The organism is Micromonospora sp. WMMD956 (genome assembly GCF_029626125.1).
Lineage (GTDB): Bacteria > Actinomycetota > Actinomycetes > Mycobacteriales > Micromonosporaceae > Micromonospora > Micromonospora carbonacea.
Genome location: NZ_JARUBI010000005.1, coordinates 7,007,430 through 7,022,301, shown reverse-complemented (window position 1 = coordinate 7,022,301; position 14,872 = coordinate 7,007,430). Strand labels below are relative to the sequence as shown.

General features: G+C 75.9%; 17 protein-coding genes. 15 read left to right on the top strand and 2 right to left on the bottom strand.

Annotated features, from left to right (window positions below; translation table 11 throughout):
- Positions 1 to 97: 97 nt before the first annotated feature.
- The 6 genes from O7628_RS30430 (at position 98) to O7628_RS30405 (ending at position 6,845) form a co-directional block, all read left to right on the top strand.
- The gene (locus tag O7628_RS30430) at positions 98 to 1,123 is read left to right on the top strand and encodes a Gfo/Idh/MocA family oxidoreductase (protein ID WP_278135813.1); all 1,026 of its coding nucleotides are present in this window, start codon (positions 98 to 100) and stop codon (positions 1,121 to 1,123) included.
- Positions 1,116 to 2,204, top strand: coding sequence for a zinc-binding dehydrogenase (locus tag O7628_RS30425; RefSeq protein WP_278135812.1), 1,089 nt, complete (start codon positions 1,116 to 1,118; stop codon positions 2,202 to 2,204). The genes O7628_RS30430 and O7628_RS30425 overlap by 8 nt, the downstream gene beginning before the upstream one ends.
- A 43-nt stretch (positions 2,205 to 2,247) precedes the next feature.
- Positions 2,248 to 4,542 carry an accessory Sec system translocase SecA2 gene (gene secA2, locus O7628_RS30420; protein WP_278135811.1) on the top strand — a complete coding sequence of 765 codons (2,295 nt, stop codon included), beginning with the start codon at positions 2,248 to 2,250 and terminating at the stop codon, positions 4,540 to 4,542.
- A gap of 143 nt (positions 4,543 to 4,685) precedes the next feature.
- Complete coding sequence (locus O7628_RS30415) at positions 4,686 to 5,426, top strand: GAF and ANTAR domain-containing protein (protein WP_278135810.1); 741 nt, start codon at positions 4,686 to 4,688, stop codon at positions 5,424 to 5,426.
- Between the two features lie 113 nt (positions 5,427 to 5,539).
- Positions 5,540 to 6,040 (top strand): DUF2231 domain-containing protein, encoded by a 501-nt coding sequence (locus O7628_RS30410; protein WP_074473336.1) that lies wholly within the window; start codon positions 5,540 to 5,542, stop codon positions 6,038 to 6,040.
- A 43-nt stretch (positions 6,041 to 6,083) separates the two neighbouring features.
- Positions 6,084 to 6,845, top strand: coding sequence for a class I SAM-dependent methyltransferase (locus tag O7628_RS30405; RefSeq protein WP_278135809.1), 762 nt, complete (start codon positions 6,084 to 6,086; stop codon positions 6,843 to 6,845).
- A gap of 87 nt (positions 6,846 to 6,932) precedes the next feature.
- Here O7628_RS30405 and O7628_RS30400 read toward each other — a convergent pair whose 3' ends face one another.
- Positions 6,933 to 7,883: a DUF3500 domain-containing protein gene (locus O7628_RS30400; RefSeq protein WP_278135808.1), complete on the bottom strand. Its 951-nt coding sequence runs from the start codon at positions 7,881 to 7,883 to the stop codon at positions 6,933 to 6,935.
- Positions 7,884 to 7,976: 93 nt separating this feature from the next.
- Here O7628_RS30400 and O7628_RS30395 point away from each other — a divergent pair, with 93 nt between their 5' ends.
- The 8 genes from O7628_RS30395 to O7628_RS30360 all read left to right on the top strand — a co-directional run bounded on the left by O7628_RS30395 (position 7,977) and on the right by O7628_RS30360 (position 13,500).
- Positions 7,977 to 8,360 carry a signal peptidase I gene (locus tag O7628_RS30395; protein WP_074473346.1) on the top strand — a complete coding sequence of 128 codons (384 nt, stop codon included), beginning with the start codon at positions 7,977 to 7,979 and terminating at the stop codon, positions 8,358 to 8,360.
- Between the two features lie 113 nt (positions 8,361 to 8,473).
- Positions 8,474 to 8,935 carry a cysteine dioxygenase family protein gene (locus tag O7628_RS30390; RefSeq protein WP_074473348.1) on the top strand — a complete coding sequence of 154 codons (462 nt, stop codon included), beginning with the start codon at positions 8,474 to 8,476 and terminating at the stop codon, positions 8,933 to 8,935.
- A gap of 86 nt (positions 8,936 to 9,021) precedes the next feature.
- Positions 9,022 to 9,519: a rhodanese-like domain-containing protein gene (locus O7628_RS30385; RefSeq protein WP_278135807.1), complete on the top strand. Its 498-nt coding sequence runs from the start codon at positions 9,022 to 9,024 to the stop codon at positions 9,517 to 9,519.
- Between the two features lie 52 nt (positions 9,520 to 9,571).
- Positions 9,572 to 10,279, top strand: a complete 708-nt coding sequence (locus tag O7628_RS30380; RefSeq protein WP_278135806.1) for a winged helix-turn-helix domain-containing protein — start codon at positions 9,572 to 9,574, stop codon at positions 10,277 to 10,279.
- Positions 10,280 to 10,608: 329 nt separating this feature from the next.
- Positions 10,609 to 11,214: a winged helix-turn-helix domain-containing protein gene (locus O7628_RS30375; protein WP_278135805.1), complete on the top strand. Its 606-nt coding sequence runs from the start codon at positions 10,609 to 10,611 to the stop codon at positions 11,212 to 11,214.
- 105 nt (positions 11,215 to 11,319) lie between these two features.
- Complete coding sequence (locus O7628_RS30370; protein ID WP_278135804.1) at positions 11,320 to 11,958, top strand: uridine kinase; 639 nt, start codon at positions 11,320 to 11,322, stop codon at positions 11,956 to 11,958.
- A 217-nt stretch (positions 11,959 to 12,175) separates the two neighbouring features.
- On the top strand, positions 12,176 to 12,574 hold the full coding sequence (locus O7628_RS30365) for a TraR/DksA C4-type zinc finger protein (protein ID WP_278135803.1): 399 nt from the start codon (positions 12,176 to 12,178) through the stop codon (positions 12,572 to 12,574).
- A gap of 50 nt (positions 12,575 to 12,624) precedes the next feature.
- Complete coding sequence (locus O7628_RS30360; RefSeq protein ID WP_178065135.1) at positions 12,625 to 13,500, top strand: DUF72 domain-containing protein; 876 nt, start codon at positions 12,625 to 12,627, stop codon at positions 13,498 to 13,500.
- A gap of 291 nt (positions 13,501 to 13,791) precedes the next feature.
- Here the strand turns inward: O7628_RS30360 and O7628_RS30355 are convergent, their stop codons facing one another.
- The gene (locus O7628_RS30355) at positions 13,792 to 14,046 is read right to left on the bottom strand and encodes a hypothetical protein (protein WP_278135802.1); all 255 of its coding nucleotides are present in this window, start codon (positions 14,044 to 14,046) and stop codon (positions 13,792 to 13,794) included.
- A gap of 128 nt (positions 14,047 to 14,174) precedes the next feature.
- On the opposite strand from O7628_RS30355, the gene O7628_RS30350 reads away from it, so the two are divergent.
- Positions 14,175 to 14,861 (top strand): hypothetical protein, encoded by a 687-nt coding sequence (locus tag O7628_RS30350; protein ID WP_278135801.1) that lies wholly within the window; start codon positions 14,175 to 14,177, stop codon positions 14,859 to 14,861.
- Positions 14,862 to 14,872: the final 11 nt, after the last annotated feature.

Here is a 14,872-nt window from a genome sequence, read left to right as displayed (position 1 = left end):
CGCCCCCACCGGTTTTGGGCAGGTGAACGTTTGATTGCGCGCCCACCGGGCAGTGTCCGTCGCGCGGAAGGCGAAAGCGTGGCGAAGGGGAGTGCCGATGCGCGGATGCCGGGTGGGACTGGTCGGGGCCGGCGGGGTGGCGCAGCGCCACGCCCGGGTGCTGGCCGGCTTCGACGACGTCGAGCTCCTCGGCGTGACCGACGTGGCGCGCGACGCCGCGGCCGCCCTGGCCGGCGCGCACGGGGCGCGGACGTTCGCCGACGTCGGCGAGCTGCTCGCCGCGGGCCCCGACGCGGTGTACGTCTGCGTGCCGCCCTTCGCGCACGGGCCGGTGGAGGAGGCGGTGATCGCCGCCGGGGTGCCGATGTTCGTGGAGAAGCCCGTCGCGGTGGACCTGGACACGGCCGAGCGGATCGCCGACCTGGTGGCCCGGCGTGGGCTGCTCACCGGCGTGGGCCACCACTGGCGGTACCTGCACGTGGTCCAGCGGGCCCGGGAGCTGCTCGCCGACCGGCCGGTGCGGATGGTCGGCGGCGCGTGGCTGGACAGGGTGCCCCCGGTCGCCTGGTGGGCGCGGCGGGACCGCTCCGGCGGCCCCGTGGTCGAGCAGGCCGCGCACGTGCTGGACCTGATGCGGGTGCTCGCCGGTGAGGTGACGGAGGTGACCGCGTACGGCGACGGCGCCCCGCCGCCCGTCGAGGGCGCCGACATCGACTCGGTGACCACCGCCGCCCTGCGCTTCGCCAGCGGGGCGGTGGGCACCGTCTCCGCCGCCTGCGTGCTGGGCTGGAAGCACCGGGCCGGGCTGGAGGTGCTGGCCGACGGCCTCGCCCTGAGCCTGACCGAGGACGGCCTCACCGTCCGCGACGCCGACGGCGAGCGGCACCTGCCGGCCAGCCCCGACGGGGCCCGCGTCGCCGTCGACCGGGCCTTCGTCGACGCGGTCCGGGGGGTCGGCGACGACGTGCGGGTCCCGTACGCCGAGGCGCTGCGCACCCAGCGGCTGGCCCTCGCGATCGCCGAGAGCGCCCGCACCGGGCGACCGGTGTCCCTGCCGACCGGTCCGGCCGCGGCCCCCCGCGTGCCCGTGCCGGCCACGACGCCGGTGGGCGTCGATGCGTGACCGGGTGGTGGTGGTCAGCGGCCCGGGGCGGGTCGAGCTGGTCGAGCAGGACGCCGACGAGCTGCGCGCCGGCACCTTCCGGGTGCGGACCCTCTACAGCGGCGTCTCCGCCGGCACCGAGCTCAGCTTCGTCAAGGGCACCAACCCCTACCTCCACGCCACCTGGAACGCCGGCCTGGGGCTGTTCCAGCCGGGCGGGGCGGGCAGCCCGTACCCGGTGACCCGGCTCGGCTACATGCAGGTGGGACGGGTGGTGGACAGCCGCACGCCGGCCGTCGCCGTCGGCACGGTCGGTGCGATGACCTACGGCCACCGCACCTCCCACGTCGCCGACCCGCTCACCGAGCGGTTCGTGCCGCTGCCCGACGACCTCGACCCCCTGCTCGGCGTCTACGTCGCGCACATGGGCCCGATCTGCGCCAACGGGCTGCTGCACGCCGCCGCCGACCTGCGCGGCACCGACGTGCGCTCCCTCGGCGACGGCGTCGCCGGCCGCCGGGTCGCGGTGGTCGGCGGCGGCGTGGTGGCCCTGCTCACCGCCCTGTTCGCCCGCCACCACGGCGCGGCGTCGGTGGTGGTGCTCGACCCCACCCCGCAGCGGCGGGCGGTCGCCGAGGCGCTCGGCCTGGCGACCCTCGACCCGGACGCCGACGACCCGGCCGTGGTGCTGAAGACCCGGTGGCACCACGCCCCGGGCGACCGGGGCGCCGACGTCGTCTTCCAGTGCCGGGGCCAGGCGTGGGCGTTGCAGCTCGCCCTGCGCCTGCTGCGCCCCCAGGGCGTCGTGATCGACCTGGCCTTCTACCAGGGGGGCGCGGACGCCGTCCGCCTCGGCGAGGAGTTCCACCACAACGGGCTGTCGCTGCGCTGCGCCCAGATCGGGCGGGTGCCGCGCGGGCTCGCCCCGACCTGGGACCGGGAGCGGCTGTCGGCCGAGACCGTCGACCTGCTGCGGGCGTACGGTGACCGGATCCGCACGCGTCTCGTGTCGGCGGTGGTGCCCTTCGATCAGGCCCCGGAGCTGCTCACCGACCTGGCCGAACGCCGGCGACAGGAGTTGCAGGTGGTGTTGACCGGCTGACCGGGCCGCGCGATCGGGCCCGGGTCGCGTACCGTTGCGGCTCATGGGTGTGTCGCAACGGTTGAAGAGCAGGTTCCGTCGGTTCCTCCAGCGCCCGGGCACCACGGTCGACCTGGGCCCGCTGGAGAAGCTGCTGCCGGCCATCGAGGCCCGTGAGGAGGAGCTGTCGGCGCTGACCGACGCCGAGCTCACCGAGGCCGCCGGCTCCGCCACGGGCTACGAGGAGATCTGCGCGATCGGCCGCGAGGCCGCCCGGCGCGGGCTGGACCAGCGGCCGTACGACGTGCAGCTGCTCGGCGCGATGGCCCTGCTCTCCGGCAAGGTCGCCGAGATGGCCACCGGTGAGGGCAAGACCCTGACCGCCGTGATCGCCGCGTACGGGCACGTCCGGCTCGGCAACGGCCCGGTGCACGTGCTCACGGTCAACGACTACCTGGCCCGCCGCGACGCCCGCTGGATGGAGCCGGTCTACGCGCTGCTCGGGCTGAGCGTCGGCTGGGTCAACGAGGCGTCCACCCCGCAGGAGCGCCGCGACGCCTACGCCTGCGACGTCACCTACGTCTCGGTCAGCGAGGCCGGCTTCGACTACCTGCGCGACCAGCTCGTCACCGACCTCGACGACCGGGTCCAGCCGGCGCTGCGCACGGCGATCGTCGACGAGGCCGACTCCATCCTGATCGACGAGGCCCGGGTGCCGATGGTCCTCGCGGGCGCGGTCGGCGGCGAGCAGGACCCGGTGCACGCCGCCGCGGCGCTGGTGCGCGGCCTGCGCAAGGGCAAGCACTTCACGGTCGCCGAGGACGGCCGCAGCGTCGCGTTCACCTCCGCCGGCCTGGCGGCCGTGGAGGCCAAGCTCGGCGGCATCGACCTCTACGACACCGAGCACGTCGGGCAGCTCTCCGCCGTCAACGTGGCGCTGCACGCGTACGCCCTGCTGCACCGCGACGTCGACTACATCGTGCGGGACGGCTCGGTGGAGCTGATCGACGAGATGCGTGGCCGGGTGGCCCAGCGCCGCCGCTGGCCCGACGGCCTCCAGGCGGCCGTGGAGGCGAAGGAGGGGCTCGACGCCACCGCCGAGGGCGAGGTGCTGGGCACGATCGCCGTGCAGGCGTACATCGCGCTCTACCCGAAGGTGTGCGGCATGACCGCCACGGCGGTGCTGGTCGGCGACCAGCTGCGCGAGTTCTTCGGCCTGGAGGTGGCGGTGATCCCGCCGAACACCCCCTGCGTGCGCGAGGACGAGCCGGACCGCATCTACGCCACCCGGGCCGAGAAGGACGAGGCGCTGGTCGACGAGATCAGGCGCTGCCACGACAAGGGCCGGCCGGTGCTGGTCGGCACCCTCGACGTCAAGGAGTCCGAGCAGCTCGCCGTCGGCCTGGAGGCCGCCGGGGTGCCCTGCGTGGTGCTCAACGCCAAGAACGACGACGACGAGGCGGCGATCATCGCCGAGGCCGGCGCGTACGGCGCGGTCACCGTCTCCACCCAGATGGCCGGGCGGGGCGTCGACATCCGGCTCGGCGGCAGCGACTCGGCCGACGCGGAGCGGGTCGCCGAGCTGGGCGGCCTCTACGTCATCGGCAGCGGCCGGCACGACAGCCGCCGCGTCGACGACCAGCTGCGCGGCCGGGCCGGCCGGCAGGGCGACCCGGGCGGGTCGGTGTTCTTCGTCAGCCTGGAGGACGACCTCGTGGTCCGGCACGCCGGAGACGCCATCCCGGCGTCGCCCCGGATGAACGCCGACGGCCTGGTCACCGACCCGCAGGTCGACTACGCCGTGGAGCACGCCCAGCGGGTCGCCGAGGGCGTCAACCACGAGATCCACCGCAACACCTGGCGCTACAGCGTGGTGATCGAGCAGCAGCGCAAGGCCCTCGCCGAGCGGCGGGAGCGGCTGCTGACCAGCGACATCGCCGCGCTGATGCTGCTGGAGCGGGTGCCGGAGAAGGCCGAGGAGATGGACGAGGACCTGCTGGCCCGGGCGGCCCGGTCGATCGCCCTGTTCCACCTCGACCGGCTGTGGGCCGAGCACCTCGCCGAGCTGTCCGAGGTGCGCGAGGGCGTGCACCTGCGCGCGCTGGGCCGGCTCGACCCGCTCGACGAGTTCCACCGGGCGGCGGTGCCGGCGTTCAACGCGCTGGTGCCGGAGATCGAGGCGCGCACCATCGCCACGTTCGACGAGACCGAGTTCGACGAGGACTGGGAGCCGGACGCCTCGACGCTGGTGCGGCCGTCGGCGACGTGGACGTACCTCGTCCACGACAACCCGTTCGGCTCGGAGCTGGACCGGCTCATCGCCTCGGTGGGGCGTCGACTCAGCGCCGCCCCGCGCTGAGGTGCTACTTTTCGGCCGTTTCGACCCGGCTTGCCGGGGGTACTAGCGCGCGTCGAATGAATCGGGAGAGCACAGACGATGAGACAGCGCAGGGGCGGCGCGGGGCGTCGCCGGCCGGCGTCCCCGGCGGGGGCAGTGGCCCGGTGAACCTGGAGACGCGGGTCGCCGGCACCGAGACCCTGAGCGTGCTGGAGACGGCGGCGCTGCTGCGGGAGCTCACCGCCGGCCTGATCGCGGTGACGGACTTCGACACGGCGCTCGTCCGGTTGGTCGGGATCGCCCAGGCGGCCGTCGCCGGGGTCGCCTGGTGCGGCTTCACGGCGCTGCGGGCCGGCGAGCCCGCCGGGGTGGCCGCCTCCGACCCGGCCCTCGCCGGCCTGGACGACCTGAGCGACGGCCCGGACACGCCGGCGCTGAGCGCCATCCACCGCCGCGAGATGATCCTCGCCGAGGACCTCGGGCGGGAGTCGCGCTGGCCGGACTGGACGGCCCGGGCCCGGCGGGTGGGGGTGCGCGGCGTCATCTCCGCGCCGGTCGACGTCGACGAGCAGGTCGTCGGGGCGATCAACCTCTACGCCTCGACGCCGGACGCGTTGACCACCCGGCACCAGCTCACGGCGATGCTCCTCGCCGAGCACGCCGGGCTGCTGCTGGCCGCCGTCCGTAACCGGGAGCGGTGGGCCGCCGAGGCCAGCGAGCGGCACGCCGCCCTGCTCGGCGAGGGGGTGGTCGGGCAGGCGATCGGCGTCATCATGACCCAGCGCGGCTGCCCCGCCCCGGAGGCCCTGGAGGTGCTCCGCAGCGCGGCGAGGTCGCTGGCCATCCCGCTGCGCGAGGTCGCCGAACGCCTGGTGGCCACGGTCGCCCGCCCCCGGGAGGGCTAGCCGGGCCGGCGCGCCGGCCACCGGCCTGTCGGCGATCCGACGGCCGTTTCCCTGCGGCGGCCGGCGGGTAGCACCCTGGACCGGTGAGCTGACGCGACCAGGGGAGGGCCACGATGGAGAGCCGACTGCGGGTGCACGGGCATCCCATCCAACCGATGCTGGTGACGTTCCCGTTCGGGCTCTTCGTCAGCGCCACCGTCTTCGACCTGGCCGACGTGGTCGGGGGGCCCGCCTTCCTTGGCGAGGTCGGCTACTGGACGTCCGTCGCCGCCCTGGTGGCCGCCGCGCTGTCCACCGTCGCGGGGATGGTCGACCTGTGGGACGCCGCGGGCGACCCGACCCGCCGTCTGAAGATCACCTTCAACCTGGTCAACGCCGCGATGGCCGCGCTGTTCCTGCTGACCTGCCTGATCCGGGCGCACTCGCCGCAGCGCGGCGCGACGGGCGTCATGCTCGCCGCCGAGCTGGTCGCCCTCGGGCTGGGCGGGGCCGGGGTGTGGCTCGGCGCCCGCCTGATGCGGCAGTTCGAGTCCGGGCGCGCCGAGGCGGGCACCCTCGACGCGCTGGGCCCGGTGGCGGGCTCCACCGTGGAGATCGTCCGGCCCCGCGCCTGAAACCGGTTGTCCCGGCGGCCGGGCGCGGCGATGCTGTCCGCCCATGAGCGGAAAGCGGGGATTCGAGGAGCTGGTCGCCGAGGGCGCGTCCGTGCCAGTGCAGGGCTGGGACTTCTCCTGGCTGCACGGGCGGGCCAGCGAGGAGCGGCCGCCGTGGGGCTACGCCCGCCTCGTGGCCGACCGGATGGCCCGGGCCGACGCGGCGCTGGACGTCGACACCGGCGGCGGGGAGGTCCTCGCCGAGGTGCCCCGCCCGCCCCGGGTCCTGCTGGCCACCGAGGCGTGGCCGCCCAACGTCGAGGTGGCCCGCCGCAACCTGCGCCCGGTCGGCGCGACGGTGCTCCAGGTCGCCGAGGGCGGTGGGCTGCCGGTGGGCGACGCCACCCTGGACCTCGTGGTGAGCCGGCACCCCGTGCACACCCGCTGGGACGAGGTCGCGCGGGTGCTGCGGCCCGGCGGGACGTTCCTGTCCCAGCAGATCCGGGGCGGCACCGTCCGGGAGCTGAGCGAGGCGATGCTGGGCCCGCTGCCCCCGCCTCGGCGGCAGCTTCCCGGCCAGGCCGTCGCCGCCGCCGAGGCGGCCGGGCTGCGGGTGCTCGACCTGCGCGAGGCGAGCCTGCGCACGGTCTTCCACGACATCGCGGCGGTGGTCTACTTCCTGCGCAAGGTGGTCTGGACGGTGCCCGGGTTCACCGTCGAGGGCTTCCGGCCGCAGCTCGCCCGCCTGCACGACCGGATCGAGGCCGACGGGCCGTTCGTGGCCCACGCCCGGCGGTTCCTGATCGAGGCGGTCCGGCCCGCCTGAGTCGCCCGGCCCGCCTGAGTCGCCCGGCCACGGCCTGCGGCCGGCGTCGCCCGCGCGCCCCGGCCGGTGGCCGGGGGCCGGCTGCGGTCAGTGGTGCGCCTCGGCGTGGTGCGCGGCGAGCACGTCCGCGCCGAAGTCGCTGGCCGGGCGGCGCAGCACGGTGTGGGCGTGGTTGCCGTCGTCGGCGGTGTTGTCGTACTCGATCAGCAGGTCGTCGCCCTGCACCCGGTAGTAGTGGCGCTGCCCGGGCCCGGTGGGACCGGCCCAGGCGAAGTGCAGCGCCCCGCCGGCGAGCCGGCGGGCCTCCCGGGCGGCGAGCTGCGGCGGCAGCCGGTCCAGGTACACGGCGACGAGCTGGTCGAGCAGGGCCCGGCCGGTGGGGCCGAGCCGGTCGGCGGCCACCCCCAGCGGTGCGATCTGCCCGGCGACGCGCGGGCGGGTGGCGCTGACGATGTCGGCGGGCGCCTCGTCGGCGACGATCGCCGCCGCCCGCCCCGCCGGGCCGATGGCGTCGAGCAGGGCCCGGCCCAGGTCCTCCTCGACCCCGAGCGGCCGGGACACCGGGTGCCCGGCGTGCCGGACGGCGGCCGGGTTCGCGCCGAGGAAGACGGGGGCGGGGGAGACCTGGTCGTCGACCACGGTCATGCTCACCGACAGGTGGTGCCCCTCGAACCGCCAGGCCCACCGGTCGTCGCGGCCCGGGTCGCCGAAGACCGCCACCCAGTAGTCGCCGCTGTGCCGCCCGCGCCGCCAGCCCTCGGCCCGGTCGAGCACCTCCTCCAGCGCCACGACGGCCATCGCCTGCGCGTACGCTGCGGGGCTCAGCGCCGTGGCCAGCAGCCGGTGCGCGGCCTTGCGGCCCGCCCGGTCCAGGTCGGCCAGGCAGACCCCGGGGCGCGGCCGGGGACGGTACTCCAGCCACCGTCGGGCCGCGTCGTCGTCGAACCGGTGGCTGGCGCGGTCCCGCGCCGGCCCGTCCAACGCGCCGAGCAACGCGGCGCCGGCCGCGCGCATCTGTCGGGGCAGGGGATCGTCCACCGACCCTGTATACCCCGGCGGCGCGCGGTCAGCGTGCCGCGGGCGGGGTCGGCGCGCCGCCTGGTAGCTTGCCGGGCCGGTGCGGGAGGGGCGATGGGCGACGACAGGGTGTACGTGGGCAGGGCGGACGTGGACGGCCCCCGGGAGGGCGGCTGGCTGCTGGGGCACTTCATGCCGGCGGGCGATCCGCGGCACAGCGGCGACGTGGAGGTGAAGTGGGGCGTGCACGCGGCGGGGGAGGCCCGCTCCCGGTGGGCCACCGGCGAACGGCGCACGGCGCTGCTGGTGCTGGTCAGCGGCGGCCGGTTCCGGGTCGAGCTGCCGGACCGCACGGTGCTGCTCGCCGAGCCGGGTGACTACGTGGTGTGGGGGCGGGGCGTGGACCACTCCTGGTACGCCGAGCGCGAGTCGGTGCTGCTGACGGTGCGCTGGCCGTCGGTGCCGGGCTACCGGGTGGCCCCGCCGGTGCGCCGCTGAGCCGTGCGCGGGTCTACCGGGTGGCCTCCCAGCATGTGGTATTACCTACTAAACCTATAGGCTTTACCTTCTATGCTGTCCGGGCACGCTCCGCCCGATCCCGTGAGGTCCGCATGGTAGTCAGCCGCCGTCCCGAGTCCGACCTGCTCGCCGTCGCCGCCCGGTGGGCGGCCGACCCGGCCGGCTGGCCGGTGCCGCTGTGCTTCGACCCCACGCAGCGCTGGTACGCGCGCCTCGCGGCCGCCGCCGACCACGAGGTCTGGGCACTGAGCTGGCTCCCCGGCCAGGGCACCGACCTGCACGACCACGGCGGCTCCTCCGGGGCCTTCCTGGTCGTGGACGGCGTCCTCACCGAGGAGACCGTCAGCGGCGGGCGGCTGCGCCCGCACCGCCTCGCCGCCGGCGCCGGCCGCCGCTTCGGCGTCCGCCACGTGCACGTGGTCACCAACCGCGGCGACCAACCGGCGGTGAGTGTGCACGTCTACCGCCCCGCGCTGACCCGGATGACCCGCTACCGCCTCGTCGACGGCCGGCTGCGGGCGGCCGAGGTCGCCGAGGCCGGCGTCGCGTGGTGACACCCTTGACGGCGTCCCCGGCTCCGACGACCCCGACGACCCCGACCGGGCGGACGACCGCCCGGCGTCCCTGGAAGGACCCGACAATGCCGCACCACCCCGCCCCCGCCCAGGGCTGTCCCCTTCCCGTGCCGCCCCCCGGCTCCCGGGGCATCGACGAGATCCTCGCCGAGGCGCGCACCCGGCTGCGGCGGCTCGACCCCGAGCAGGCGCACCTGGCGTGCCGGGAGGGCGCGCTGCTGGTCGACATCCGGCCGGCCGCGCAACGTGCCGCGCACGGCATGGTGCCCGGCGCCCTGGCGATCGAGCGCAACGTCCTCGAATGGCGCTTCGACCCCCGGTGCGCGGCCCGGCTGCCCCAGGCCGTCGGCTACGACGTGCCCGTGGTGGTGCTGTGCCAGGAGGGCTACACCTCCTCGCTCGCCGCCGCCGCGCTCCAGGACATCGGCCTGCACCGCGCCACCGACGTCGTCGGCGGCTTCGCCGCCTGGCGCATCGCCGGCCTGCCCACGCTCGGCCCCACGCCCCCGCCCCGTTCCCCGTCCGTCGCGCCGCCGGTGACCGCCGGCCGGGCGCACCACTGACCGCCGCGCCCCACCGGACGCGGCGGCCGGCCCCGCCATCCCAGGAGGCACCATGTCCGCCGTCGCCATCTCCTCGCGCCCCCACCCGCCCGGCCGGGCCGACCGGGCCCCCCAGTACCGCGCCGACCGCGCGCCCGCGGGCCGGGTCGACCGGGTCCCGTCGCCGGGACACGCCCGGTCCGTACCGACACTGACCGTCACCGTCGAGCTCGCCCCCGGCCAGCTGACGCCCCGCCTCGCCCGCCTGGTCGAGCTGCTGCGGGAGTTGGCGGAGTCGGGCGAGGGCACGCTGCTGGCGGGCCCCGCGGAGCCGGACCTCCGCGCGCCGCAGCCGTGGGCCCCGGCGGAGCGCCGGCCCAGCCCGGTCGAGTTCCGGTCGGCCCAGGCCGACCCGGCCGGGCCGCAGCCGGTCGTGCCCCGGGTCCCGGCCGCCGCCCCGCCGCCCCCCGAGGACCCCGAGGAGGTACGCATCCTGGCCGCCTCGCGGGTGGTGCGGCAGGGCCCGCGGGTGGTCCCGCTGACCCGCATCGAGTTCGACCTGCTGCACTTCCTGGCGGAGAACCCCCGCCGGGTCTTCACCCGGACGCAGCTGCTCAGCAACGTCTGGGGCTACGAGCACGCCATCGCCCGCACCGTCGACGTGCACGTCCGCCGGCTGCGCGCGAAGCTCGGCCTCGGCACCCCGGTGGTCACCACCGTCTACGGCGTCGGCTACCGGCTCGCCGACGAGGCGCGGGTCAGCGTCGACCCGCACCGCTGAGACGCCGCCGTGCCGTCGGCGACGCGGCGCACCCCGTCCTCGGGGTGCGCCGCGTCCGCGTGTCGGACGCCCGCGCCGCCTGGCCGGTCATCCTGCGCCCGGACCGCGATCGATGGGCCGTCCGGGTACCCCCCGTATCCCACGATCGTGGCGACTCTGCTGTAATCATCAGGCCTCGTACGCAGAGCGAGCATCCGGCTCCGATGTGTTCGTCAATTGTCACATTCATGCAACGTAGCCGCCCCTTGACCGCCAGGTGGGCGCCGGGAAGCATCGATGCAGCGGCGTCCCGGGCCGTGGGGAGATACCCGGACCAGCCAAGGAGGACCATGTCGGTCAGCCCCGCATCGCCGCGCGCCGGATGGCATACGTCCCAACCCGCGGTTCCCGGTCGACCCCCCGGCGGCCAGCGCCGTCCCGTCAACGGCACCACGCCCGTGCTCACCGTGACCCTCAGCATCCCCCTGGTGGCCGAGGAGACCCTGACGCCCGCGGCCCGTCGGCTCCTCGAGGCGGCGCGGGAGATGCTGGAGCGGGGCGAGGGCGTCGTCACCGCCGGCCCCGCCCCCGACCGGCGACCCGACCAGGTGCCCGCCGGGCGCACGCCGCCCCGCCCCCTGGCCCCGACCATCCCGGCGCTGCACATCCTGGCGTCGTCCCGGTCGGTGCTGCGCGACAACGAGCCGCTGCCCCTGACCCGGCTGGAGTTCGACCTCCTGCTGCACCTGGTCGCCCACCCCCGGCGGGTGTTCACCCGGCTGCAACTGCTCAACGCCGTCTGGGGCTACGAACACGCCGGGGTCCGCACCGTCGACGTGCACGTGCGCCGGCTGCGCGGCAAGGTCGGCGTCGACGTGCCGCTGGTCACCACCGTCTACGGCGTCGGCTACCGGCTCGCCGACGACGCCCGGGTGACCATCGACCGCAGCGGCTGACGGCCCCACCGGCCCCACCGGCCAGCCGGCCCTCCCGCCGGCCGCGACGCCCGGCCCCACCCGCCCGGCCCGCGTCGCGCCCCGGCGACCGGGCACGATGGTCGGATGCGCGTGCGCCCCATCACCCCCGAGCGGCTCGTCGCCGAGCTGGCCGAGCGCCTCGTCGCCGCCGACCCGCCCGGCCGGCTCCGCGTCGCGGTCGACGGCGCCCCGGCGGCGGCCCCCGACGAACTGGCCGCCGCGCTGGTCGACCCGCTGCGCGCCCTCGGCCGCCCGGTGCTGCACGTGCGGGCCGAGGACTTCCTGCGTCCGGCCTCCGTCCGGCTGGAGTACGGGCGGACCAACCCCGACGCCTACTACGAGGGCTGGGTCGACGAGCCCGGCCTGCGCCGCGAGGTCCTCGACCCGGCGGGGCCCGGCGGCTCGGGCCGGATCCTGCCCTCCCTCTGGGACCCCCGCACCGACCGGGCCAGTCGGGCCGGCTACGTCACGCTGCCGCCCCACGGCGTCGTCCTGGTCAGCGGGGCGCTCCTGCTCGGCGGCGGGCTCCCCGTCGACCTCGCCGTGCACCTGGAGCTCTCCCCGGCCGCCCTGGCCCGGCGCACCGACCCCGCACGGCAGTGGACCCTGCCGGCCTTCGCCCGCTATGCCGAGGAGGTCGCCCCGGCCAGCTTCGCCGACGTGGTGGTCCGCGTCGACGACCCCCGCCGCCCCGCCCTCGTGGAGCCGGAGGACGGCCGGTGACACCGGGCCGCACGGCCCCGGGCCGTGGCCGCCGGGGCGCGGCCGCCGGGCCGTGGCCGCCGGGGCGCGGGCTGAAGGCTCCGGAAAATCGGTGGTTTGGCGCGACCGCACGCGGGGTAATCGCCCGGCTCACAGAGCGCGAGTGATCTCCACCCGCCTCACGCAGCGACCGGGCCGGGCTCCACCCCGGCGCACCAGCCAGGAAAGGCAGGCAGCGATGCTCGTCCACGACACGGTAGCCACCGGCCGATCGCAGGCGGACACCGACCAGATCCGGGCGTCCCTGCGGGCTCGCTACGACGAGCTCTCCGCCGAGTACGAGCAGGCGGTGCTCCAGAGCCAGGTGCTGCGCCTGGTGGAGGTCGGCGACACCGCCGGCGACGACCAGGCCGACAGCGGCACCAAGACGGCCGAGCGGGACACCGCGCAGTCGCTGCTGCGCACCATCCTCGACCGCCGGGCCCAGTTCGAGCGGGCCCTGGGCCGGCTCGACGAGGGCACCTACGGCTTCTGTGAGGGCTGCTCGGCCCCGATCCCGGTGGAGCGGCTGGAGATCTTCCCCTCCGCCACCGCCTGCGTCACCTGCAAGCAGAACCGGGAGCGGCGGGCCGCCTGAGGCGGACCCCTCCGGTCGCCGGTCGGTAGTGGACGCGGTGCGCGCCGCCCATGGGTGAGATCCGGGTGGGCACCGCGTCCTGGACCGACCGGACCCTGCTCGACTCCGGCTGGTATCCGCAGACGGCGGACACCCCGGAGCGGCGGCTGTCCTACTACGCGAGGCAGTTCCCGCTGGTCGAGGTCGACGCCACCTACTACTCACCGCCGGCCGAACGCACGGCGCGGCTGTGGGCCGAGCGCACCCCGGCCGGGTTCACCTTCAACGTCAAGGCGTTCAGCCTGCTGACCGGACACCCGACGCGGGTCTCGGCGCTCTACAAGGACCTGCGGCCCGACACCGACAAGCGCAACGTCTACCCCGGCGACCTGCCCGCGCAGGCGTACGAGGAGGTGTGGACCCGGTTCCTGTCCGCCCTCGACCCGCTCGTCGAGGCGGGCCGGCTCGGCGCGCTGCTGTTCCAGTTCCCGCCGTGGTTCACCATCAAGCGGGACAACAAGCAGTACCTGCTGGAGGTGGCCCGCCGGTGCGCGCCCCTGCGGCCGGTGTTCGAGTTCCGCCACGCCTCCTGGTTCGCCGGGGACAACCGCGACGAGACGCTCGGCTTCCTGCGCGAGCACGAGCTGGCGTACGTCTGCGTGGACATGCCGCAGGGCCACCGCTCGTCGGTGCCGCCGGTGCTGGCGGCGACCGCCGACCTGGCCGTGGTCCGCTTCCACGGCCACAGTGCCAGGTGGACCAGCCGGGACATCCACGAGAAGTTCGGCTACGACTACTCCGACCGGGAGCTGCGCGCCTGGGCCCCGAAGCTGCGCACGCTCGCCGACGAGGCGCGGGAGACGCACGTGCTCATGAACAACTGCTACCGGGACTACGCGCAGCGCAACGGCCAGCGACTCCAGTCCCTCCTGGCCGCCGGCCCCTGACGCCGGCTGGTGTGCGCCGGCGGGCGCCCGGGGATGCAAGATCGTGCTCAATCAGGGAACGAGTGGCATCACCCTGTCTTGGAGGCCACTCTCTCCGCGATCGAGCACGATCTCCGTGCTGCCCCGCCCCGCCCCTGCCCCGCCCCTGCCCCGCCCCGGCATCGTCGCCCCGCCGCGAATAGCAGATCTTGGAAGCGGATGGCCCCTCCAGGGGCCGAAATCTTCCAAGATTCGCCCCGGCTCGTCGCCGTAGCCTTGAGGGGCAGCTGTGGGCAGGGGGCCTGAGTCGGGTCAGCCCGCCTCGACGCCGCCGGCCCGCAGGATCTGTCTGACCCTCTCGCGGGTGTAGCCGGTGGCCCGGACGATGTCCACCTGACGCATGCCGCTGCGGGCGGCCTCGACGATGGCTCCCGCGAGGCGGGACCGCGCCGTGGCGATGTTGCCCCTGGCCTCGGCGACGATCCGGTCCGCCTCGGCCTGAGCACCGGTCATCGCCGCCCGCGCCTCTTCGTAGGCCCGAACCGCCGCTGCCAGGTCGTCTGCCACGGACTCATAGTCCCACGGTGGATCTTGGCCAAGTAGAGTCGCAATATACTAGGCCAACTACCCTTGACTTGGATTGGCCTAGCTGTGCAGTCTTAGCTTGTCTTCTTCGTCTTCGGGAGGTTCGTGTCGTGAGCGTGTTGCCGCCGTTGCCCGGGTGCGGGGAGTCGGCCACCGTCCGGATCGAGGTGTATGGGGGAAGCGGCCTCGACGCCGCCGCGTACGCGTGCGCCGGGCACGCGGCCCCGATCGTCGCCACGATCGAGGCCGCCGGGTGGTCCGCCCACCCTACGCCGCGCGTTCCCGAGTCGGGCCGGCCCTGCGGGCACGTCTACCGGTACCCGACCGGCGGGTTGGCCGACCCGCCCGGCGACACCCATCCCCGCTGGTGCGACCGGGACGGCTGCGCCGCGAGGCGACGGCACCGCTCAGCGCGGCTCCCGCTGACCCCGCGCCCGCCGGCCCCGCCCCCCGGCCTGCTGACCGCCGACGACCCGCCCACCGACGACCCGCCCACCGGAGCCCAGGCCACCCAAGGCCCAGCCTTCGAGGCCCAGGCCACCCAAGGCCCGGCCATCGAAGCCCTGCCCGCCGAACCCACCGCCGACGTGGCGCTGGCGCAGGCGCTCGTGCCCGGCGCGGGCCCGGTGCTCGTGGTCGCCGTCGGCGGGGCCGAGCCCGGCGAGCTGATGCTCACCCTCGACCAGGGGCGGGTGCTGTCCTACCGGCTCCGCCGCCTGCTCGACCTGGCCGCCGCGACCCACACCCGCCGCGCCGGCCCCGGAGGTCGCCCCCGCAACCGGCGCGGCCGCCCCTGACGGGGCCGGGC

Excerpts from the sequence above, each read along its gene's own strand:
- O7628_RS30360 (WP_178065135.1), top strand. The coding sequence starts at position 12,625 with ATGGGTGAGATCCGGGTGGGCACCGCGTCCTGGACCGACCGGACCCTG.
- O7628_RS30425 (WP_278135812.1), top strand. The coding sequence starts at position 1,116 with ATGCGTGACCGGGTGGTGGTGGTCAGCGGCCCGGGGCGGGTCGAGCTG.
- O7628_RS30370 (WP_278135804.1), top strand. The coding sequence starts at position 11,320 with ATGCGCGTGCGCCCCATCACCCCCGAGCGGCTCGTCGCCGAGCTGGCC.
- O7628_RS30365 (WP_278135803.1), top strand. The coding sequence starts at position 12,176 with ATGCTCGTCCACGACACGGTAGCCACCGGCCGATCGCAGGCGGACACC.
- O7628_RS30430 (WP_278135813.1), top strand. The coding sequence starts at position 98 with ATGCGCGGATGCCGGGTGGGACTGGTCGGGGCCGGCGGGGTGGCGCAG.
- O7628_RS30385 (WP_278135807.1), top strand. The coding sequence starts at position 9,022 with ATGCCGCACCACCCCGCCCCCGCCCAGGGCTGTCCCCTTCCCGTGCCG.
- O7628_RS30375 (WP_278135805.1), top strand. The coding sequence starts at position 10,609 with ATGTCGGTCAGCCCCGCATCGCCGCGCGCCGGATGGCATACGTCCCAA.
- O7628_RS30390 (WP_074473348.1), top strand. The coding sequence starts at position 8,474 with ATGGTAGTCAGCCGCCGTCCCGAGTCCGACCTGCTCGCCGTCGCCGCC.
- O7628_RS30410 (WP_074473336.1), top strand. The coding sequence starts at position 5,540 with ATGGAGAGCCGACTGCGGGTGCACGGGCATCCCATCCAACCGATGCTG.
- O7628_RS30380 (WP_278135806.1), top strand. The coding sequence starts at position 9,572 with ATGTCCGCCGTCGCCATCTCCTCGCGCCCCCACCCGCCCGGCCGGGCC.
- secA2 (WP_278135811.1), top strand. The coding sequence starts at position 2,248 with ATGGGTGTGTCGCAACGGTTGAAGAGCAGGTTCCGTCGGTTCCTCCAG.
- O7628_RS30395 (WP_074473346.1), top strand. The coding sequence starts at position 7,977 with ATGGGCGACGACAGGGTGTACGTGGGCAGGGCGGACGTGGACGGCCCC.
- O7628_RS30405 (WP_278135809.1), top strand. The coding sequence starts at position 6,084 with ATGAGCGGAAAGCGGGGATTCGAGGAGCTGGTCGCCGAGGGCGCGTCC.